Annotated in this window: 14 protein-coding genes and 1 pseudogene; 8 read left to right on the top strand and 7 right to left on the bottom strand. The window is 72.2% G+C overall.

Annotation, left to right across the window (positions count from 1 at the left end; genetic code table 11):
* The 3 genes from recO to AQJ66_RS18105 all read left to right on the top strand — a co-directional run.
* Positions 1 to 710 (top strand): DNA repair protein RecO (gene recO, locus AQJ66_RS18115; RefSeq protein WP_061922789.1); only part of this gene is annotated, 710 nt, incomplete at its 5' end.
* 30 nt (positions 711 to 740) lie between these two features.
* Positions 741 to 1,577: an isoprenyl transferase gene (locus AQJ66_RS18110; RefSeq protein ID WP_061922786.1), complete on the top strand. Its 837-nt coding sequence runs from the start codon at positions 741 to 743 to the stop codon at positions 1,575 to 1,577.
* 54 nt (positions 1,578 to 1,631) lie between these two features.
* Positions 1,632 to 2,981: a histidine-type phosphatase gene (locus AQJ66_RS18105; RefSeq protein ID WP_061923281.1), complete on the top strand. Its 1,350-nt coding sequence runs from the start codon at positions 1,632 to 1,634 to the stop codon at positions 2,979 to 2,981.
* Between the two features lie 18 nt (positions 2,982 to 2,999).
* Here the strand turns inward: AQJ66_RS18105 and AQJ66_RS18100 are convergent, their stop codons facing one another.
* The 4 genes and pseudogenes from AQJ66_RS18100 to AQJ66_RS18085 form a co-directional block, all read right to left on the bottom strand.
* Positions 3,000 to 3,419, bottom strand: a complete 420-nt coding sequence (locus AQJ66_RS18100) for a Fur family transcriptional regulator (protein ID WP_061922783.1) — start codon at positions 3,417 to 3,419, stop codon at positions 3,000 to 3,002.
* Between the two features lie 60 nt (positions 3,420 to 3,479).
* Positions 3,480 to 4,376 (bottom strand): metal ABC transporter permease, encoded by an 897-nt coding sequence (locus tag AQJ66_RS18095; RefSeq protein ID WP_061922782.1) that lies wholly within the window; start codon positions 4,374 to 4,376, stop codon positions 3,480 to 3,482.
* A pseudogene (locus AQJ66_RS18090) lies at positions 4,364 to 5,175 on the bottom strand (metal ABC transporter ATP-binding protein). Before AQJ66_RS18090 ends, AQJ66_RS18095 begins: the two are co-directional and overlap by 13 nt.
* A 20-nt stretch (positions 5,176 to 5,195) precedes the next feature.
* A complete protein-coding gene (locus AQJ66_RS18085) occupies positions 5,196 to 6,149 on the bottom strand; it encodes a metal ABC transporter substrate-binding protein (protein WP_061922780.1) in 954 nt (317 codons plus the stop codon).
* A gap of 194 nt (positions 6,150 to 6,343) precedes the next feature.
* On the opposite strand from AQJ66_RS18085, the gene AQJ66_RS18080 reads away from it, so the two are divergent.
* The 3 genes from AQJ66_RS18080 to AQJ66_RS18070 all read left to right on the top strand — a co-directional run bounded on the left by AQJ66_RS18080 (position 6,344) and on the right by AQJ66_RS18070 (position 9,516).
* Entirely contained in the window at positions 6,344 to 7,726 is a 1,383-nt protein-coding gene (locus AQJ66_RS18080; RefSeq protein WP_061922778.1) for a glycine--tRNA ligase, read from the top strand.
* Between the two features lie 156 nt (positions 7,727 to 7,882).
* Entirely contained in the window at positions 7,883 to 8,893 is a 1,011-nt protein-coding gene (locus AQJ66_RS18075; protein WP_061922776.1) for an aldo/keto reductase, read from the top strand.
* A gap of 26 nt (positions 8,894 to 8,919) precedes the next feature.
* Entirely contained in the window at positions 8,920 to 9,516 is a 597-nt protein-coding gene (locus AQJ66_RS18070; RefSeq protein ID WP_061922773.1) for a TetR family transcriptional regulator, read from the top strand.
* On the opposite strand, the gene AQJ66_RS18065 is transcribed toward AQJ66_RS18070, so the two are convergent.
* Positions 9,513 to 9,755, bottom strand: a complete 243-nt coding sequence (locus AQJ66_RS18065; RefSeq protein WP_061922769.1) for a hypothetical protein — start codon at positions 9,753 to 9,755, stop codon at positions 9,513 to 9,515. The two genes, AQJ66_RS18070 and AQJ66_RS18065, sit on opposite strands and share 4 nt — an antisense overlap.
* Before the next feature lie 76 nt (positions 9,756 to 9,831).
* Complete coding sequence (locus AQJ66_RS18060) at positions 9,832 to 11,259, bottom strand: MFS transporter (protein ID WP_061922765.1); 1,428 nt, start codon at positions 11,257 to 11,259, stop codon at positions 9,832 to 9,834.
* Positions 11,260 to 11,360: 101 nt separating this feature from the next.
* Between AQJ66_RS18060 and AQJ66_RS18055 the strand changes: the two genes are divergently transcribed.
* Positions 11,361 to 12,263: a helix-turn-helix transcriptional regulator gene (locus AQJ66_RS18055; protein WP_061922762.1), complete on the top strand. Its 903-nt coding sequence runs from the start codon at positions 11,361 to 11,363 to the stop codon at positions 12,261 to 12,263.
* A gap of 155 nt (positions 12,264 to 12,418) precedes the next feature.
* On the opposite strand, the gene AQJ66_RS18050 is transcribed toward AQJ66_RS18055, so the two are convergent.
* Complete coding sequence (locus tag AQJ66_RS18050) at positions 12,419 to 13,870, bottom strand: MFS transporter (RefSeq protein WP_061923278.1); 1,452 nt, start codon at positions 13,868 to 13,870, stop codon at positions 12,419 to 12,421.
* A gap of 142 nt (positions 13,871 to 14,012) precedes the next feature.
* On the opposite strand from AQJ66_RS18050, the gene dusB reads away from it, so the two are divergent.
* Entirely contained in the window at positions 14,013 to 15,152 is a 1,140-nt protein-coding gene (gene dusB / locus AQJ66_RS18045; protein WP_061922760.1) for a tRNA dihydrouridine synthase DusB, read from the top strand.
* Positions 15,153 to 15,164: the final 12 nt, after the last annotated feature.

The following is a 15,164-nucleotide window of genomic DNA, read 5'->3' as shown; positions in this document are numbered from 1 at the left end:
CCCAGAAGCTCGGTGAGGCCGACCGCATCATCACGTTGCTCACGCGCGGGCACGGGCGGGTGCGGGCCGTGGCGCGCGGGGTGCGGCGCACGAAGTCGAAGTTCGGGGCGCGGCTGGAGCCGTTCTCGCACGTGGACGTCCAGTTCTTCGCGCGGGGCAGTGAGCTGATCGGGCGCGGGCTGCCGCTGTGCACGCAGAGCGAGACCATCGCCCCGTACGGCGGCGGCATCGTGACCGACTACGCCCGCTACACCGCCGGCACGGCCATGCTGGAGACCGCCGAGCGGTTCACCGACCACGAGGGCGAGCCGGCCGTCCAGCAGTACCTGCTGCTCGTCGGCGCGCTGCGCACCCTCGCCCGCGGCGAGCACGCACCCCACCTGGTCCTGGACGCCTTCCTGCTGCGCTCCCTCGCCGTCAACGGCTACGCCCCCAGCTTCGGCGACTGCGCGAAGTGCGGCATGCCCGGCCCCAACCGCTTCTTCTCGGTCGCCTCCGGCGGCTCCGTCTGCGTCGACTGCCGGGTGCCCGGCAGCGTCGTGCCGTCCCCGCAGACCCTGGTGCTGCTCGGCGCGCTGCTTACGGGAGACTGGGAGACGGCGGACGCGTGCGAGGCGCGGTACGTCCGGGAGGGCAGCGGGCTGGTGTCCGCCTACCTGCACTGGCACCTGGAGCGCGGGCTGCGCTCGCTCCGCTACGTCGAGAAGTGACACCCCGAGGCAGAGGGAGACGAGAAGCACATGGTCGTACGCGGGATCCTGGGCCGCCAGCGCCGCCAGTACCAGGCGCCGGAGCCGCACCCGTCCGGCGCCCGCCCGCCGAAGCTCCCGGGCGAGCTGGTCCCCGAGCATGTCGCGATCGTCATGGACGGCAACGGCCGCTGGGCCAAGGAGCGCGGACTGCCCCGCACCGAGGGGCACAAGGTCGGCGCCGAGCGCGTGCTGGACGTGCTGCAGGGCTCGATCGAGATCGGCGTCCGCAACATCTCCCTGTACGCCTTCTCCACCGAGAACTGGAAGCGCTCGCCCGACGAGGTCCGCTTCCTGATGAACTTCAACCGCGACTTCATCCGCAAGACCCGCGACCAGCTCGACGCGCTCGGCATCCGTGTGCGCTGGGTGGGCCGGATGCCCCGCCTGTGGAAGTCGGTCGCCAAGGAGCTCCAGGTCGCCCAGGAGCAGACCAAGGACAACGACCTGCTCACGCTGTACTTCTGCATGAACTACGGCGGGCGCGCCGAACTGGCCGACGCGGCCAAGGCGATGGCCGAGGACGTGAGGGCCGGCCGGCTCGACCCGGCCAAGGTCAACGAGAAGACCATCCAGAAGTACCTGTACTACCCGGACATGCCGGACGTCGACCTGTTCCTGCGCCCGAGCGGCGAGCAGCGCACCTCCAACTACCTGCTCTGGCAGAGCGCGTACGCCGAGATGGTCTTCCAGGACGTGCTGTGGCCCGACTTCGACCGCCGCGACCTGTGGCGCGCCTGCCTGGAGTTCGCCTCCCGCGACCGGCGGTTCGGCGGCGCCATCCCCAACGAGGAACTGCTGGCCATGGAGGGCGACCCCGGCGCCTGAGCCGGTCACCCGGCAGCCACCCGCGCTTCACCCAGGGAGCCGAGTATGCGGATCATGAGAAGGCTCACTCCTGTCCTCGCCCTCGGGGCCCTGCTGCTCACCGCCCTGCCCGCGCACGCCGCGGACGCCGGTCACGCGCACGCCGGCGACACCGGCCCCGCGCGCCGGGAGAGCTACGGCACCAAGGCGCCCTACGCGCCCGGGCAGACGCACGGCTACCAGCGGCCCCCGGCCGGCTTCGAGCCCGTCTTCACCGAGAACGTCTCCCGGCACGGCTCCCGCTCCGCCACCGGCAGCGAGGACGGCGACCTGGTCCTCACGCTGTGGGACGAGGCCGAGGCGGAGCACCAACTCACCAGGGACGGTGAGGGGTTCGGGCCGGCCGTGCGGGATCTGCAGGCCGCCATGGCCGAGGTCGGCTACGGCAACCTCAGCGGGCGCGGACGGCGGGAGATGCGGGACACCGCGCTGCGGCTGGAGCGGCGGATGCCGTCCCTGTTCGCGACGATCGCCGACGAGGGCGAGAGGATCGACGTCGTCAGCAGCGGCCAGGGACGGGCGGTGGACAGCGCCGCCGAGTACGCGGACGCCCTGGCCGACGCCGATCCCGCGCTGAAGCCGCTGATCGGCCCGGCCCGCACCGACAGGGACCTGCTCTACTTCCACAAGGAGGCCGCGGGCGCCGCCTACCGCGACTACCTCGCCCACGACCAGCGCCTCAGGGACACCCTGCGGGCCGTCACGGACCAGCCCAGGACGCACGAGGCCGCCCGCGACGTGCTGCGCAGGATCTTCACGGCCGCCTTCGTCGACCGGATCGACGACCAGGTCGGCGCCGCCCGGGCCGTCTACAACCTGTACGCCACCGCCCCCGCGATGAGCGAGGAGAGCCCGGACGGGAAGGGCTGGGGGATGGAGCGGTACGTGTCCCGCTCCGCCGCGGACCGGTTCGGCTACCTGTCCGACGCCGAGGAGTTCTACCGCAAGGGCCCCGGCTTCGCCGACAGCGACATCACCTACCGGATGGCGGACGTCCTCCTCGACGACTTCTTCCGGCAGGCCGAGGCCAAGCGGGACGGCACCAGCGACCTCGGTGCCGAACTGCGCTTCACCCACGCCGAGGAGATCATTCCGCTGGCCGCGCTGATGCGCCTGCCCGGCAGCACCCGGCCGGCCGACCCGGACCGGCCGTACCGTTACGCCGACAACCCCTGGCGGGGCGCGGACGTCTCCCCGCTGGGCGCGAACATCCAGTGGGACCTCTTCCGCAAGGGCGACCGCTACCTGGTGCGGATGCTCTACAACGAGAAGGAGACGGCCTTCAAGGCGGGCTGCCGGCCCGTCGCGAAGAACAGCGCCTTCTACGACCTGGACGAGCTGGAGCGCTGCTTCGGACGCGGCTGACGGACGCCGGGCGGCCGGTCAGCGGCCGGCGGCCGCGGCGCAGTCCGCGCAGGTGCCGAAGATCTCCACCGTGTGGGCCACGTTGACGAAGCCGTGGTCCGCGGCGATCGCCTCCGCCCACGTCTCCACCGCCGGGCCCTCGACCTCGACCGCCTTGCCGCAGCTGCGGCAGACCAGGTGGTGGTGGTGCTCGCCGGTGGAGCAGCGGCGGTAGACGGACTCGCCGTCGGCGGTGCGCAGGACGTCGACCTCGCCCGCGTCGGCGAGGGACTGCAGGGTGCGGTAGACGGTGGTGAGCCCGACCGAGTCGCCCTTGTGCTTGAGCATGTCGTGCAGTTCCTGCGCGCTGCGGAACTCCTCGACCTCGTTCAGGGCCGCCGCCACGGCTGCGCGCTGCCGGGTGGCGCGGCCCTTCACGGGCGGTCCAGCGGTCGTCACCGTTGTCTCCTCACCTGTCGCGTCTGCCCGGGCCATTGTGCCAGCCCGGGCTGTCGGCGGTCAGGCACCGGCGCCCCGGCCTCTCGCCGCCGGGATCGCGCACTCCACCGGGGCCCCGGCGGGCCGTGCCGCGGCCGCCGCGCGGGCGCGCCGACGGGCCAGCGGGGCGGCCAGCGCGGTCAGGGCGGCGAACGCGGCGATGGTCAGCAGGACGATCGTCGCGCCCGGCGGGACGTCCTGGTAGAACGACGTGATCGTGCCGCTGACCGCCACGGTGACGCCGAGGGCGACGGCGATCGCGAAGGTCGCGGCGAAGCTGCGGGTGAGCTGCTGTGCGGCGGCGACGGGCACGACCATGAGCGCGGAGACCAGGATCAGGCCCACCACCCGCATGGCGACGGTCACCGTGACCGCCGCGGTGACGGCGGTGAGCAGGTTCAGGGCCCGCACCGGCAGCCCGGTGACCCGGGCGAACTCCTCGTCCTGGCTGACCGCGAACAGCTGGCGGCGCAGGCCGAGGGTGACGGCGGCCACGAACGCGGCCAGCACCACGATCGCGGTCACGTCGGAGGGCGCGACCGTCGACAGCGAGCCGAACAGGTACGAGGTCAGGTTGGCGTTGGAGCCGCCCGGCGCGAGGTTCACGAACATCACCCCGCCCGCCATGCCGCCGTAGAAGAGCATCGCGAGGGCGATGTCGCCGCGCGTCCTGCCGTACCAGCGGATCAGCTCCATCAGGACCGAGCCGAGCACGGAGACGGCCGTGGCCATCCACACCGGCGAGGCGTGCAGCAGGAAGCCGAGGCCGACGCCGGTCATCGCCACGTGCCCGATGCCGTCGCCCATCAGGGGCTGGCGGCGCTGGACGAGGTAGATGCCGATCGCGGGGGCGGTGACGCCGACCAGGACGGCGGCGAGGAGCGCCCGCTGCATGAAGGCGTAGTTCAGGAAGTCCATCGGCTCAGCAGTCCCGTGCGCGTCGAAGGGGTGCCCGCGGAGGTGTGCGGGTGGACGTGGTCGTGGCCGGGCTGGGGGTCCCCCGCTCGAGCGAAGCCGAGAGTGGGGGAGTGCCGGCCGGGGCCTTCGGTGGCGGGCCGTCGTACACGACGCAGCCGTCGCGCAGGACCACCGCCCGGTCGATCAGGAGCTCCAGCGGGCCCAGTTCGTGCAGCACGAGCAGCACGGTCGTCCCGGCGGCGACCTGCTCCCGGAGCGTGTGCGCCAGCACCTCCTGGCTGGCCAGGTCGACGCCCGCCATCGGCTCGTCCATGATCAGCAGCTCGGGTTCGGCGACCAGGGCGCGGGCGATCAGCACCCGCTGGTGCTGGCCGCCGGACAGCGCGGTCACCGGGTCCCCGGCGCGGTCCGCCATCCCGACCAGCTCCAGGGCCCGGCGCACGGCCTCCCGGTCGGCCCTGCGGAACAGGCCGAAGCGGGTGCGGGACAGGCGGCCCGAGGAGACGATCTCGGTCACCGTCGCGGGCACCCCGCCGGCCGCCGTGGTGCGCTGCGGCACGTACCCCACGCGCGCCCAGTCCCGGAACGACCGGCGCGGGGTGCCGAACAGCTCGATGCTCCCGGAGCCGGCCGGCACCTGGCCGATGAGGCTGCGCACGGCCGTCGACTTGCCGGAGCCGTTCGCGCCGAGCAGCGCGACGACCTCGCCGCGGTGCACGGTCAGGTCGACGCCGCGCAGGACGGGGCGCGAGCCGAGGTCCGCGGTCACGCCGCGCATCGCTATGACGGGCTCATCCATGATCTGGTCCTCCGTGCCGGTCACTTGGCGCCCAGGGCCTGCCGGAGCGCCGTGAGGTTGGCCTCCTGGACGGTGAAGTAGTCCCTGCCGCGGGACCTGTCGGTGATGCCCTCGATCGGGTCGAGGACGTCCGTCCGCAGCCCCGCGTCGCCCGCGATGGTCCGCGCGGTCCGGTCGCTGACCAGGGTTTCGTAGAAGACGGTGCCGACGCGGTCGGCCCGGGCCATGGTCTCCAGTTCCCGCACGCGCGCCGCACTGGGCTCGGACTCGGGGTCGAGGCCGTTGATCGCCTCCTCGGTGAGGCCGTAGCGCTCGGCGAGGTAGCCGAAGGCGGCGTGCGTGGTCAGGAAGACCCTGGTCCTGGTGTGCGCGAGCCCCTTCTCGAACCGCGTGTTCAGCTCGTCCAGCCGCTTCACCAGGGCCGCGGTGTTCTTCCGGTAGTCGGCGGCGTGCCGCGGGTCGGCCTTCTCGAAGGCCTTGCCCACGCCCTCGGCGACCTGCGCGTAGCGCACCGGGTCGAGCCAGACGTGCGGGTCCTCGGCGCCGGGTTCCCCGCCGGGGGAGGTGTCGTGGGCGGCCGCGTGGCCGCCGGCCTCGGTGCCGTGCTCCTCCAGCGTGGTCAGGGAGGCCGCGTCGATCTTCGTCCGCACCGGCGACTGGGCCACCGCGGTGTCGACGGAGGGCTGGAGGTTCCTCAGGTACAGGACCGCGTCGGACTCCTCGAGGAGGGCGATCTGCTTCGGGCTGATCTCCAGGTCGTGCGGCTCCTGCCCGGGGGAGGTCAGGGTGGTGACGTGGACGTGGCCGCCGCCGATCCGCTCGGCGAGGAAGGCCATCGGATAGAAGGACGCGACGACGTCGAACCGGCCGGTTCCCCCCGCCACGGCGTCGCTGGAGCAGGCGGAGAGGGTGCCGAGCCCGAGGGCGGTGACCGCGGCCACCGCGACGGGTATGAGGCGTCGTCGAACGTTCATGACAGTCATTTTCAACTAAGATGGAAACGGTTGTCAACAACGGTCGGGAGCGGAGCGGGAAGGGGCTGTGAAAGGGGTGGAAAGGGGTCGCGAGCAGGGGCCGATTTGGCCGTGGGGGAGCCTGCGCCGGTAACCTGAAGCATTCGCTGGAAGCATCTCGCTTCAACGCCCGTCGTCGTAATGAAGAGAGCACCGTGGCCGCCGACAAGATCGACACCATCGTCAGCCTGAGCAAGCGCCGTGGCTTCGTTTTCCCGTGCAGTGAGATCTACGGCGGACAGCGTGCCGCCTGGGACTACGGACCTCTGGGTGTCGAGCTCAAGGAGAACATCAAGCGCCAGTGGTGGCGCTACATGGTGACGTCGCGCGAGGACGTGGTCGGTCTCGACTCGTCCGTCATCCTGGCCTCCGAGGTCTGGGTCGCCTCCGGCCACGTCGCCACCTTCACGGACCCGCTGACCGAGTGCACCTCGTGTCACAAGCGGTTCCGCGCCGACCACCTCGAGGAGGCGTACGAGGAGAAGAAGGGCCACGCCCCGGCGAACGGCCTGGCCGACATCAACTGCCCCAACTGCGGCAACAAGGGCCAGTTCACCGAGCCGAAGCAGTTCTCCGGCCTGCTCTCCACCCACCTCGGCCCGACCCAGGACAGCGGCTCGGTGGCGTACCTGCGCCCGGAGACCGCCCAGGGCATCTTCACCAACTTCGCCCAGGTGCAGACCACTTCCCGTCGCAAGCCGCCGTTCGGCATCGCCCAGATGGGCAAGTCGTTCCGCAACGAGATCACGCCGGGCAACTTCATCTTCCGCACCCGCGAGTTCGAGCAGATGGAGATGGAGTTCTTCGTCAAGCCCGGCGAGGACGAGCAGTGGCACGAGTACTGGATGGAGCAGCGCTGGAACTGGTACACGGGCCTCGGCCTGCGCACTGAGAACATGCGCTGGTACGAGCACCCGAAGGAGAAGCTCTCCCACTACTCCAAGCGCACCGCCGACATCGAGTACCGCTTCCAGTTCGGCGGCAGCGAGTGGGGCGAGCTCGAGGGTGTCGCCAACCGCACCGACTACGACCTCGGCGCCCACTCCAAGGCCTCCGGCCAGGACCTCTCCTACTTCGACCAGGAGGCCGGCGAGCGCTGGACGCCGTACGTCATCGAGCCCGCGGCCGGCGTCGGCCGCACCATGCTGGCCTTCCTCCTCGACGCCTACGTCGAGGACGAGGCGCCGAACGCCAAGGGCAAGATGGAGAAGCGGACCGTGCTCCGCCTGGACCACCGCCTCGCCCCGGTGAAGGTGGCCGTCCTCCCGCTGTCCCGCAACCCGGAGCTGTCGCCCAAGGCCAAGGGCCTCGCCCAGGCGCTGCGGCAGAACTGGAACATCGAGTTCGACGACGCCGGCGCCATCGGCCGCCGCTACCGCCGCCAGGACGAGATCGGCACGCCGTACTGCGTGACCGTCGACTTCGACACCCTGGACGACAACGCGGTGACGGTCCGCGAGCGCGACTCGATGAAGCAGGAGCGCGTGTCCCTCGACCAGATCGAGGGCTACCTGGCGAGCCGCCTGCTGGGCTGCTGACGCCCGCGGCGCCTCTGCGCCACACGCCCGCCCCCCGTCCGATCCGATCGGACGGGGGGCGGGCGTTTTGCCGCGCCCGCGATCCCCGAGACACTCCATGACAACTATGGAGTGACAGATATTGAAATCTGTCACCCGTCATGCCACAGTGGAGGCATGACGATGCACACGCGAACCCTCGGAACCACCGGCCCTCAGGTATCCGCCCTCGGCCTCGGCTGCATGGGCATGTCCGGCATGTACGGCGACGCGGACCGCGCCGAATCGATCGCGACGATCCACGCGGCTCTGGAAGCCGGAGTGACCCTGCTGGACACCGGCGACTTCTACGGCATGGGTCACAACGAACTGCTGATCGGCGAAGCCCTGCGCACCGCGCCGTCGGCCCTCCGGGACAACGCGCTGGTCAGCGTGAAGTTCGGCGGCCTGCGCGACCCCGACGGCGGCTGGTCCGGCTTCGACGGCCGCCCGGCCGCCGTGAAGAACTTCGCCGCGTACTCGCTCCAGCGTCTCGGCGTGGATCACATCGACGTCTACCGCCCCGCCCGCCTCGACCCGGACGTGCCGATCGAGGAGACGGTCGGCGCCATCGCGGAACTGGCCGAGAAGGGGTGGGTCCGGCACATCGGCCTCAGCGAGGTCGGCGCCGACACCATCCGCCGGGCCGCCGCCACCGCCCCGATCGCCGACCTCCAGATCGAGTACGCGCTCATCTCCCGCGGCATCGAGCAGGAGATCCTGCCGACCCTCCGTGAACTGGGTATAGCGGTGACCGCCTACGGCGTGCTCTCGCGCGGCCTGATCTCCGGTCGCCTCACGCCCGGACAGCAGTTCGCCGCGAACGACTTCCGGGCCCACTCGCCGCGCTTCCAGGGCGACAACTACCGGCACAACCTCGCCCTCGTCGAGTCCCTGCGCAAGATCGCCGAGCAGAAGGGCGTCACGGTGGCCCAGATCGCCATCGCCTGGGTGCTCGGACGCGGCGAGGACATCGTTCCGCTCGTGGGCGCGCGCACCCGCGAGCGGCTGGACGAGTCGCTGGGCGCGCTGGACGTGACCCTGGACGAGGCGGACCTCGCCGCCATCGAGAGCGCCGTCCCGGCGGACGCGGCGGCCGGCGACCGCTACGCCCCCGCACAGATGGCGATGCTCGACAGCGAACGCTGAATCCCGCTCCAGGTACGGTCTAGGGCATGGCACCGACCACCGAGACCCTGACCGCCGAGCGCATCCTCGAAGCCACCGAGGAGGTGCTGCGCCGCCACGGCCCGGCCAAGGCCACCGTGGTCGACGTCGCCCGCGCGCTCGGTGTCAGCCACGGCAGCGTCTACCGGCACTTCCGCACCAAGACGGCGCTGCGCGAGGCGGTGACCAAGCGGTGGCTGGACCGTACCTCGGAGCGTCTCGCCGGCATCGCCGCAGAGGACCGGGACCCGGAGGCCCGCCTGCGGGACTGGCTGGCGACCCTGTTCGAGGCCAAGCGGCACAAGGCCGGCGGTGACCCGGAACTCTTCGCCACCTACACCGCGCTCATCGACGAGACCGGCACGGTGGTCGGCGAGCACATCGCCGACCTCACCGGACAGCTGACGCACATCATCGAGGCCGGCACCGCGGCGGGCACCTTCACGGCCGTGGACCCCTCCGCCACGGCCCACGCCGTCTTCCACGCCACCGGCCGCTTCCACGACCCCTGCTATGCCCGGGAGTGGCAACGGGACGGCATAGAGACGGAACTGGAGGCGGTGGTGGACCTGCTGGTGCGGGGGCTGCGGGCGGACAACAGCTAGAGCCTGTCCACCGCCGCCCGGCGCGACGGCCGCCGGGGGCCCGCCGGGTCCACCGTCGCCTGGTGGGCCCCGGCGAGATGCTCCACCGCCTTCGGCCAGGGGGCGAGCGGGGCGCCCCGGTGCCAGCCGCAGGTCTCGCAGCTGATCGTGCGCCGCACCCCCCTGCGGCGCACCCGGACCACGTGCTCCCGGCCGTGCTGGTCCCAGCGGCTGATCCTGTCCGTGCCGATCGGTGACATGTCCCCTCCCGCGCCCGAGTGTGCCCCACGAAGGCCGCGCGGTTCACCGCCGCCCGGCCCGGGCCGGGCCCGTCGCTCAGCCGACCGTGCGCGGCAGGCGCAGGCTCAGCAGGCCCGTCAGGGCCACCCCGGCCAGCTGCACCAGCAGCGTGATGACCAGCGCGTCCCGCATGCCCTGGTGCGGAACCAGGGTGAGGAAGAGGGTCCCCAGGGTCGCCACACCGAGGGCGAACGCCGACTGCTGGGTGGTGACCATCACACCGCTGCCGACGCCCGCCCGGGCCGGCGGGATCTCGGACATCACGATCCGCAGCAGGTTGGGCAGTTGCAGCGCCTGGCCGGCCCCGGCGACGGCCGCGCCCGGCAGCAGCGCGCCGAAGCCCAGGTGCGGCCAGTCCCGCCAGGCGGCGAGTGCGATCAGCAGGACGCCCACCCCCTGCAGGACGGCCCCGGCGGTGACCACCCGGGTGCCGAAGCGGGCGATGAGGCGCGGGCCGGCGAGGGAGACGAACAGGAACGCCACGGCCATCGGCGCGAGCGCGAGCCCCGCCGGCACCGGCCCGAGCCCGGCCCCCCGCTGCAGCGCCAGCGCGATGACGAACATGAACCCGCTGAAGCCCATCGAGAACGGCAGCATCAGCACCAGCCCCCGCCGCAGCGACGCCAGCGCGAACAGGCTCGGCGGCACCAGCGGGGTCCGCCCCTGCCGGTCCAGCCGCCGCTCCACGGCGTAGAACGCGGCCGCCACGAGAGGGAACGCGGCCAGCGACAGCCACGTCCACAGCGGCCAGCCCGCCGCCCGGCCCTCGGTGAGCGGCGCGAGCAGCGTCAGCAGCGACGCCGCGAGCAGGACGGTGCCGGGCCCGTCCACGGGCTCCGGGTGCTGCGAGCGGGTCTCCGGCACGAACCGCACGGCCAGCACCAGCCCCGCCAGCACGACCGGCACGTTGACCAGGAAGATCGCCCGCCAGCCGGTGCCGGCGAGGTCGGCGGCCACCAGCAGGCCCCCCAGGATCTGCCCAGCGACCATGGACAGCCCGGCCGTGGCGCCGTACAGGCTCATCGCCCTGGCCCGGCGGCCGCCGGTCGTGGTGGCCTGGATGGTGGCGAGCACCTGCGGAAGCATCGCGGCGGCCGACGCCCCCTGCGCGACCCGCGCCGCGACGAGGCTCCAGGCGCCGGGCGCCAGCCCGCACGCCAGTGAGGTCAGCCCGAACGCGGCCATTCCGCCGAGGAACAGCCGCCGCCGCCCGAACAGGTCCCCGAGCCGCCCGCCGAGCACGAGCAGCACGGCGTAGGCGACCCCGTACCCGGCCACGACCAGTTCCAGGACGGCCTCGCCCGCGCCCAGATCGGCGCCGATGGTCGGCAGGGCCACGTTGACGATGAAGAAGTCGACCAGCGGCAGCGCCGCGGCCAGCAGAACGGTGAACAATCCCGGCCCGCCGAGTGCGGGCGGTGTGCCCGGCGCTCGAACGGCCGGGGCGGTGACGGTCTGTGTCATGCACCCGAGCCTGCGCCCGCCCTCAGACGGGTACCAGAGTCTCCTGATCCTGGTAGCAGAAGTACCTGGCAACAGGATCCGCCGGGCGGCATCCTGGAGGCATGACGACGACGGCGACCACGGCGACCACGGCCCCGGAGACCGGTCCCGCGCAGCCGGCGCGGGGCGCGGAGATCCGGCGGCACGAACTGGCCGCCTTCCTGCGCAGCCGGCGCGAGCGCATCGCGCCCGAGCAGGTGGGCCTGCCCCGCGGCGCCCGGCGCCGCACCCCCGGCCTGCGGCGGGAGGAGGTCGCCCAGCTCGCCGCGGTCGGTGTCACCTGGTACACCTGGCTCGAGCAGGCCCGCGACATCCAGGTCTCCGTGCAGGTCCTCGACGCCCTGGCCCGCACCCTGATGCTGGACGCCAGCGAGCGCGTCCACCTCTTCCAGCTCGCCGGAGCGACCGATCCGACGCCGGCCGCCAGTTGCTCGGGCGTGACCGACGCGCAGCGCGAGCTGCTGCGCCGGCTGGAGCCGATCCCGGCCTGCATCCAGAACAGCCGGTACGACATCCTCGCCTACAACCGCACCTACGCCCGCCTGCTGTGCGACCTGGACGCGATCCCGCCGGAGGACCGCAACTGCATGCTGCTCGTCCACACCAACAGCGACTGGCGCGCGTCCATCGTCCACCTCGAGGAGACCATGCGCCTGATGGCCGCCCGCCTGCGCGCCTCCATGGCCGGCCACCTCGCGGAGCCCGCCTGGAAAATGCTGGTCAAGCGGCTGAGCGAGTCCCCGGAGTTCCGCGAGAACTGGGAGCGCTACGAGGTCGTCGGCAACCGCTCCAAGACCAAGGAGTTCCTCAACCCGTACGTCGGCCACCTGTCGCTGGTCCACACCGACCTGTGGCTCAGCCCCCAGTCGGGGGCCCGGATGGTCACGTACACGCCGAGGAACGAGGAGACGCGCCTGCGCCTGGAAAGGCTGCACGAACTGGCGACGGCCGGTGACGTCTCCTAGGGCCTCTCGTTTGGATGCCGGGCTCGCGGGCCCCGGCACCGTGCCTCGCCGCGTTGTCGTCGGTTGCCATGGCTCCGCCATGGCGCCCTCCTCCGCCTGGCGATCCACGGCACCGGACCCCGCTCCCTGATCCGGCCTGATCCAAACGAAAGACCCTAGGCCCGCCCGGAGGCGCCCACGGTCTGCCGCACCTCGGGTGACTCCAGCTTCTCGGCCGTTCGCTCGGCGGTCCCGTGGGCCCAGCGCCCGCTGGTGACGAACCCGAGCACCAGGACGGCCACGCCGCAGCCGGTGAGGATCCACCACCCGGGCCCGGCCGCCGAGACGAAGGCGTCCTTGTACGAGGAGCGGCCGATGCCGGAGGCCAGCACCGCGCCCAGCACGGCGACACCGAGCGTCTGCCCCAGCTGCCTGCTGGTGGAGGCGACCGCGGCGGCGACACCGGCCTGGGCGCGCGGCATGCCCGACACGGCGGTGTTGGTGATCGGCGCGTTGACGAACCCGAAGCCGGTTCCGAACAGCACGTACCCCAGCAGGAGCGTGGCGTCGGAGGTCTCCGCCGAGAACGCGGCGAACAGCACCCCGCTCGCGGTGATGGCGGCACCGGCCACCAGCAGCGGCAGCCGCGGCCCCCGGGTCCCGACCAGGCGCCCGGACAGCGGCGCGCACAGGAACGTCGGCAGGGCCATCGGCAGCATCCACAGGCCGGCGTGCAGCGCGTCCAGGCCGCGCACGTTCTGCAGGTACAGCGTGGACAGGAACAGGAAGCCGCCCAGCGCCGCGAACGCGCTGATCGCGATCACGGTCGCCCCGCTGAACGGGGCGGAGTGGAAGAAGCGCAGGTCGATGAGCGGTTCCTGGCGCCGGGGCTCGTACCACAGCAGGCCGATCAGGGCCGCGAGGGCGACCGCGGCGAACGGGGCGACGGTGCCCGCGCCGGAGTCCGGTGCCTCGATGATCGCGTACGTCAGCGAGCCGAACAGGGCGATCACCAGCACCTGGCCGACCGGGTCGGGGCGGCGGGCCCGGGGTGCCCGGGACTCGGGCACGAACTTCAGGGTGAGCAGCAGGGCCGCGAGGCCGACCGGGAGGTTGACCCAGAAGATCGAGCGCCAGCCGACCGACTCCACCAGCAGGCCGCCGACCAGCGGTCCGGCGGCCATCGATATGCCGACCACCGCACCCCACACGCCGATCGCGCGGGCGCGCTCACGGGCGTCGGTGAAGGTGTTGGTGATGATCGACATGGCGACCGGGTTGAGCATCGAGCCGCCGACCGCCTGCACCATCCGGAAGACGACCAGCAGGGTCAGGTTCGGCGCGAGCGAGCACAGCAGGGAGCCGATGGAGAAGACGACCAGGCCGGACATGAAGACGCGCTTGCGGCCGATCCGGTCGGCCGTCGAGCCGGCCAGCATCAGCAGCGAGGCCAGCACCAGCGTGTAGGCGTCGATGGTCCACTGCAGGCCGGAGGTGGTGGCGTGCAGTTCGCGCTGCATCGAGGGCAGCGCGACGTTCAGCACGGTGTTGTCGAGACTCACGATGAGCAGGCTCATGCAGCAGATCGCGAGCACGAGCAGGCGTCGGCGGTGGCTGAGCTCGGGCATGCGTGCCATCGTACGCGGATTTCGATAGTGCGTCTAACTAATGAGCGATACAGGAGTCCGGAAGTCGCCGGGAGTTCCCGGGAGTCGCCGGGTTGTCCACAGGCGGGGACGGTCACCGTCCCCGGTACGGGACAATGGAGCAATGTCCACGCTCGAGTCCCCCCTGCAGATCGGTCCTCACCCGGTTCGGCCGCCCGTCGTGCTCGCTCCCATGGCGGGCATCACCAACGCGCCCTTCCGGACGCTGTGCCGGGAGTTCAGCGGCGGCAAGGGTCTGTTCGTCAGCGAGATGATCACCACCCGGGCGCTGGTCGAGCGCAACGAGAAGACCATGCAGCTGATCAGGTTCGACGCGAGCGAGCGGCCGCGCTCCATCCAGCTGTACGGCGTCGACCCCGCGACCGTCGGCAAGGCCGTCCGCATGATCGCGGAGGAGGACCTGGCCGACCACATCGACCTCAACTTCGGCTGCCCGGTGCCGAAGGTGACCCGCAAGGGCGGCGGCTCGGCCCTGCCCTACAAGCGCAACCTGCTGCGGGCCATCCTGCGCGAGGCGGTCTCCGGCGCCGGTGACCTGCCCGTCACGATGAAGATGCGCAAGGGCATCGACGACGACCACCTCACCTACCTCGACGCCGGCCGCATCGCCGTCGAGGAGGGCGTGACGGCGATCGCGCTGCACGGCCGCACGGCCTCCCAGCACTACGGCGGCACCGCCGACTGGGAGGCGATCGCCCGGCTGAAGGAACACGTGCCGGAGATCCCGGTGCTCGGCAACGGCGACATCTGGTCCGCCGAGGACGCGTTGCGCATGGTCCGGGAGACCGGCTGCGACGGCGTCGTCGTGGGGCGCGGCTGCCTGGGGCGGCCCTGGCTGTTCGCGGACCTCGTGGCCGCGTTCGAGGGACGTGCGGAGCGCGCCCGGCCCACGCTCCGCGAGGTCGCCGGCACCATGGTCCGGCACGCCACCCTGCTCGGCGAGTGGATCGGCGACGAGTCCAAGGGCGTCGTCGACTTCCGCAAGCACGTCGCCTGGTACCTGAAGGGCTTCGCGGTCGGCTCCGAGATGCGCAAGCGGCTCGCGATCACGTCGTCGCTCCGGGAACTGCGGGACGGGCTCGACGAACTCGACCTCGACCAGCCGTGGCCGGCCGGCGCCGACGGGCCCCGCGGCCGCACGTCCGGCAACAACCGGGTGGTGCTGCCGGACGGCTGGCTGAAGGACCCGTACGACTGCGCGGGCGTGGGCGAGGACGCCGAACTGGACACGTCCGGCGGCTGACCGGGGCCCCGG

It is taken from the genome of Streptomyces bungoensis, from assembly GCF_001514215.1.
Classification (GTDB): domain Bacteria; phylum Actinomycetota; class Actinomycetes; order Streptomycetales; family Streptomycetaceae; genus Streptomyces; species Streptomyces bungoensis.
Note: the sequence above shows the minus strand (reverse complement) of the source record. Positions and strands in the feature narration are given on the sequence as shown.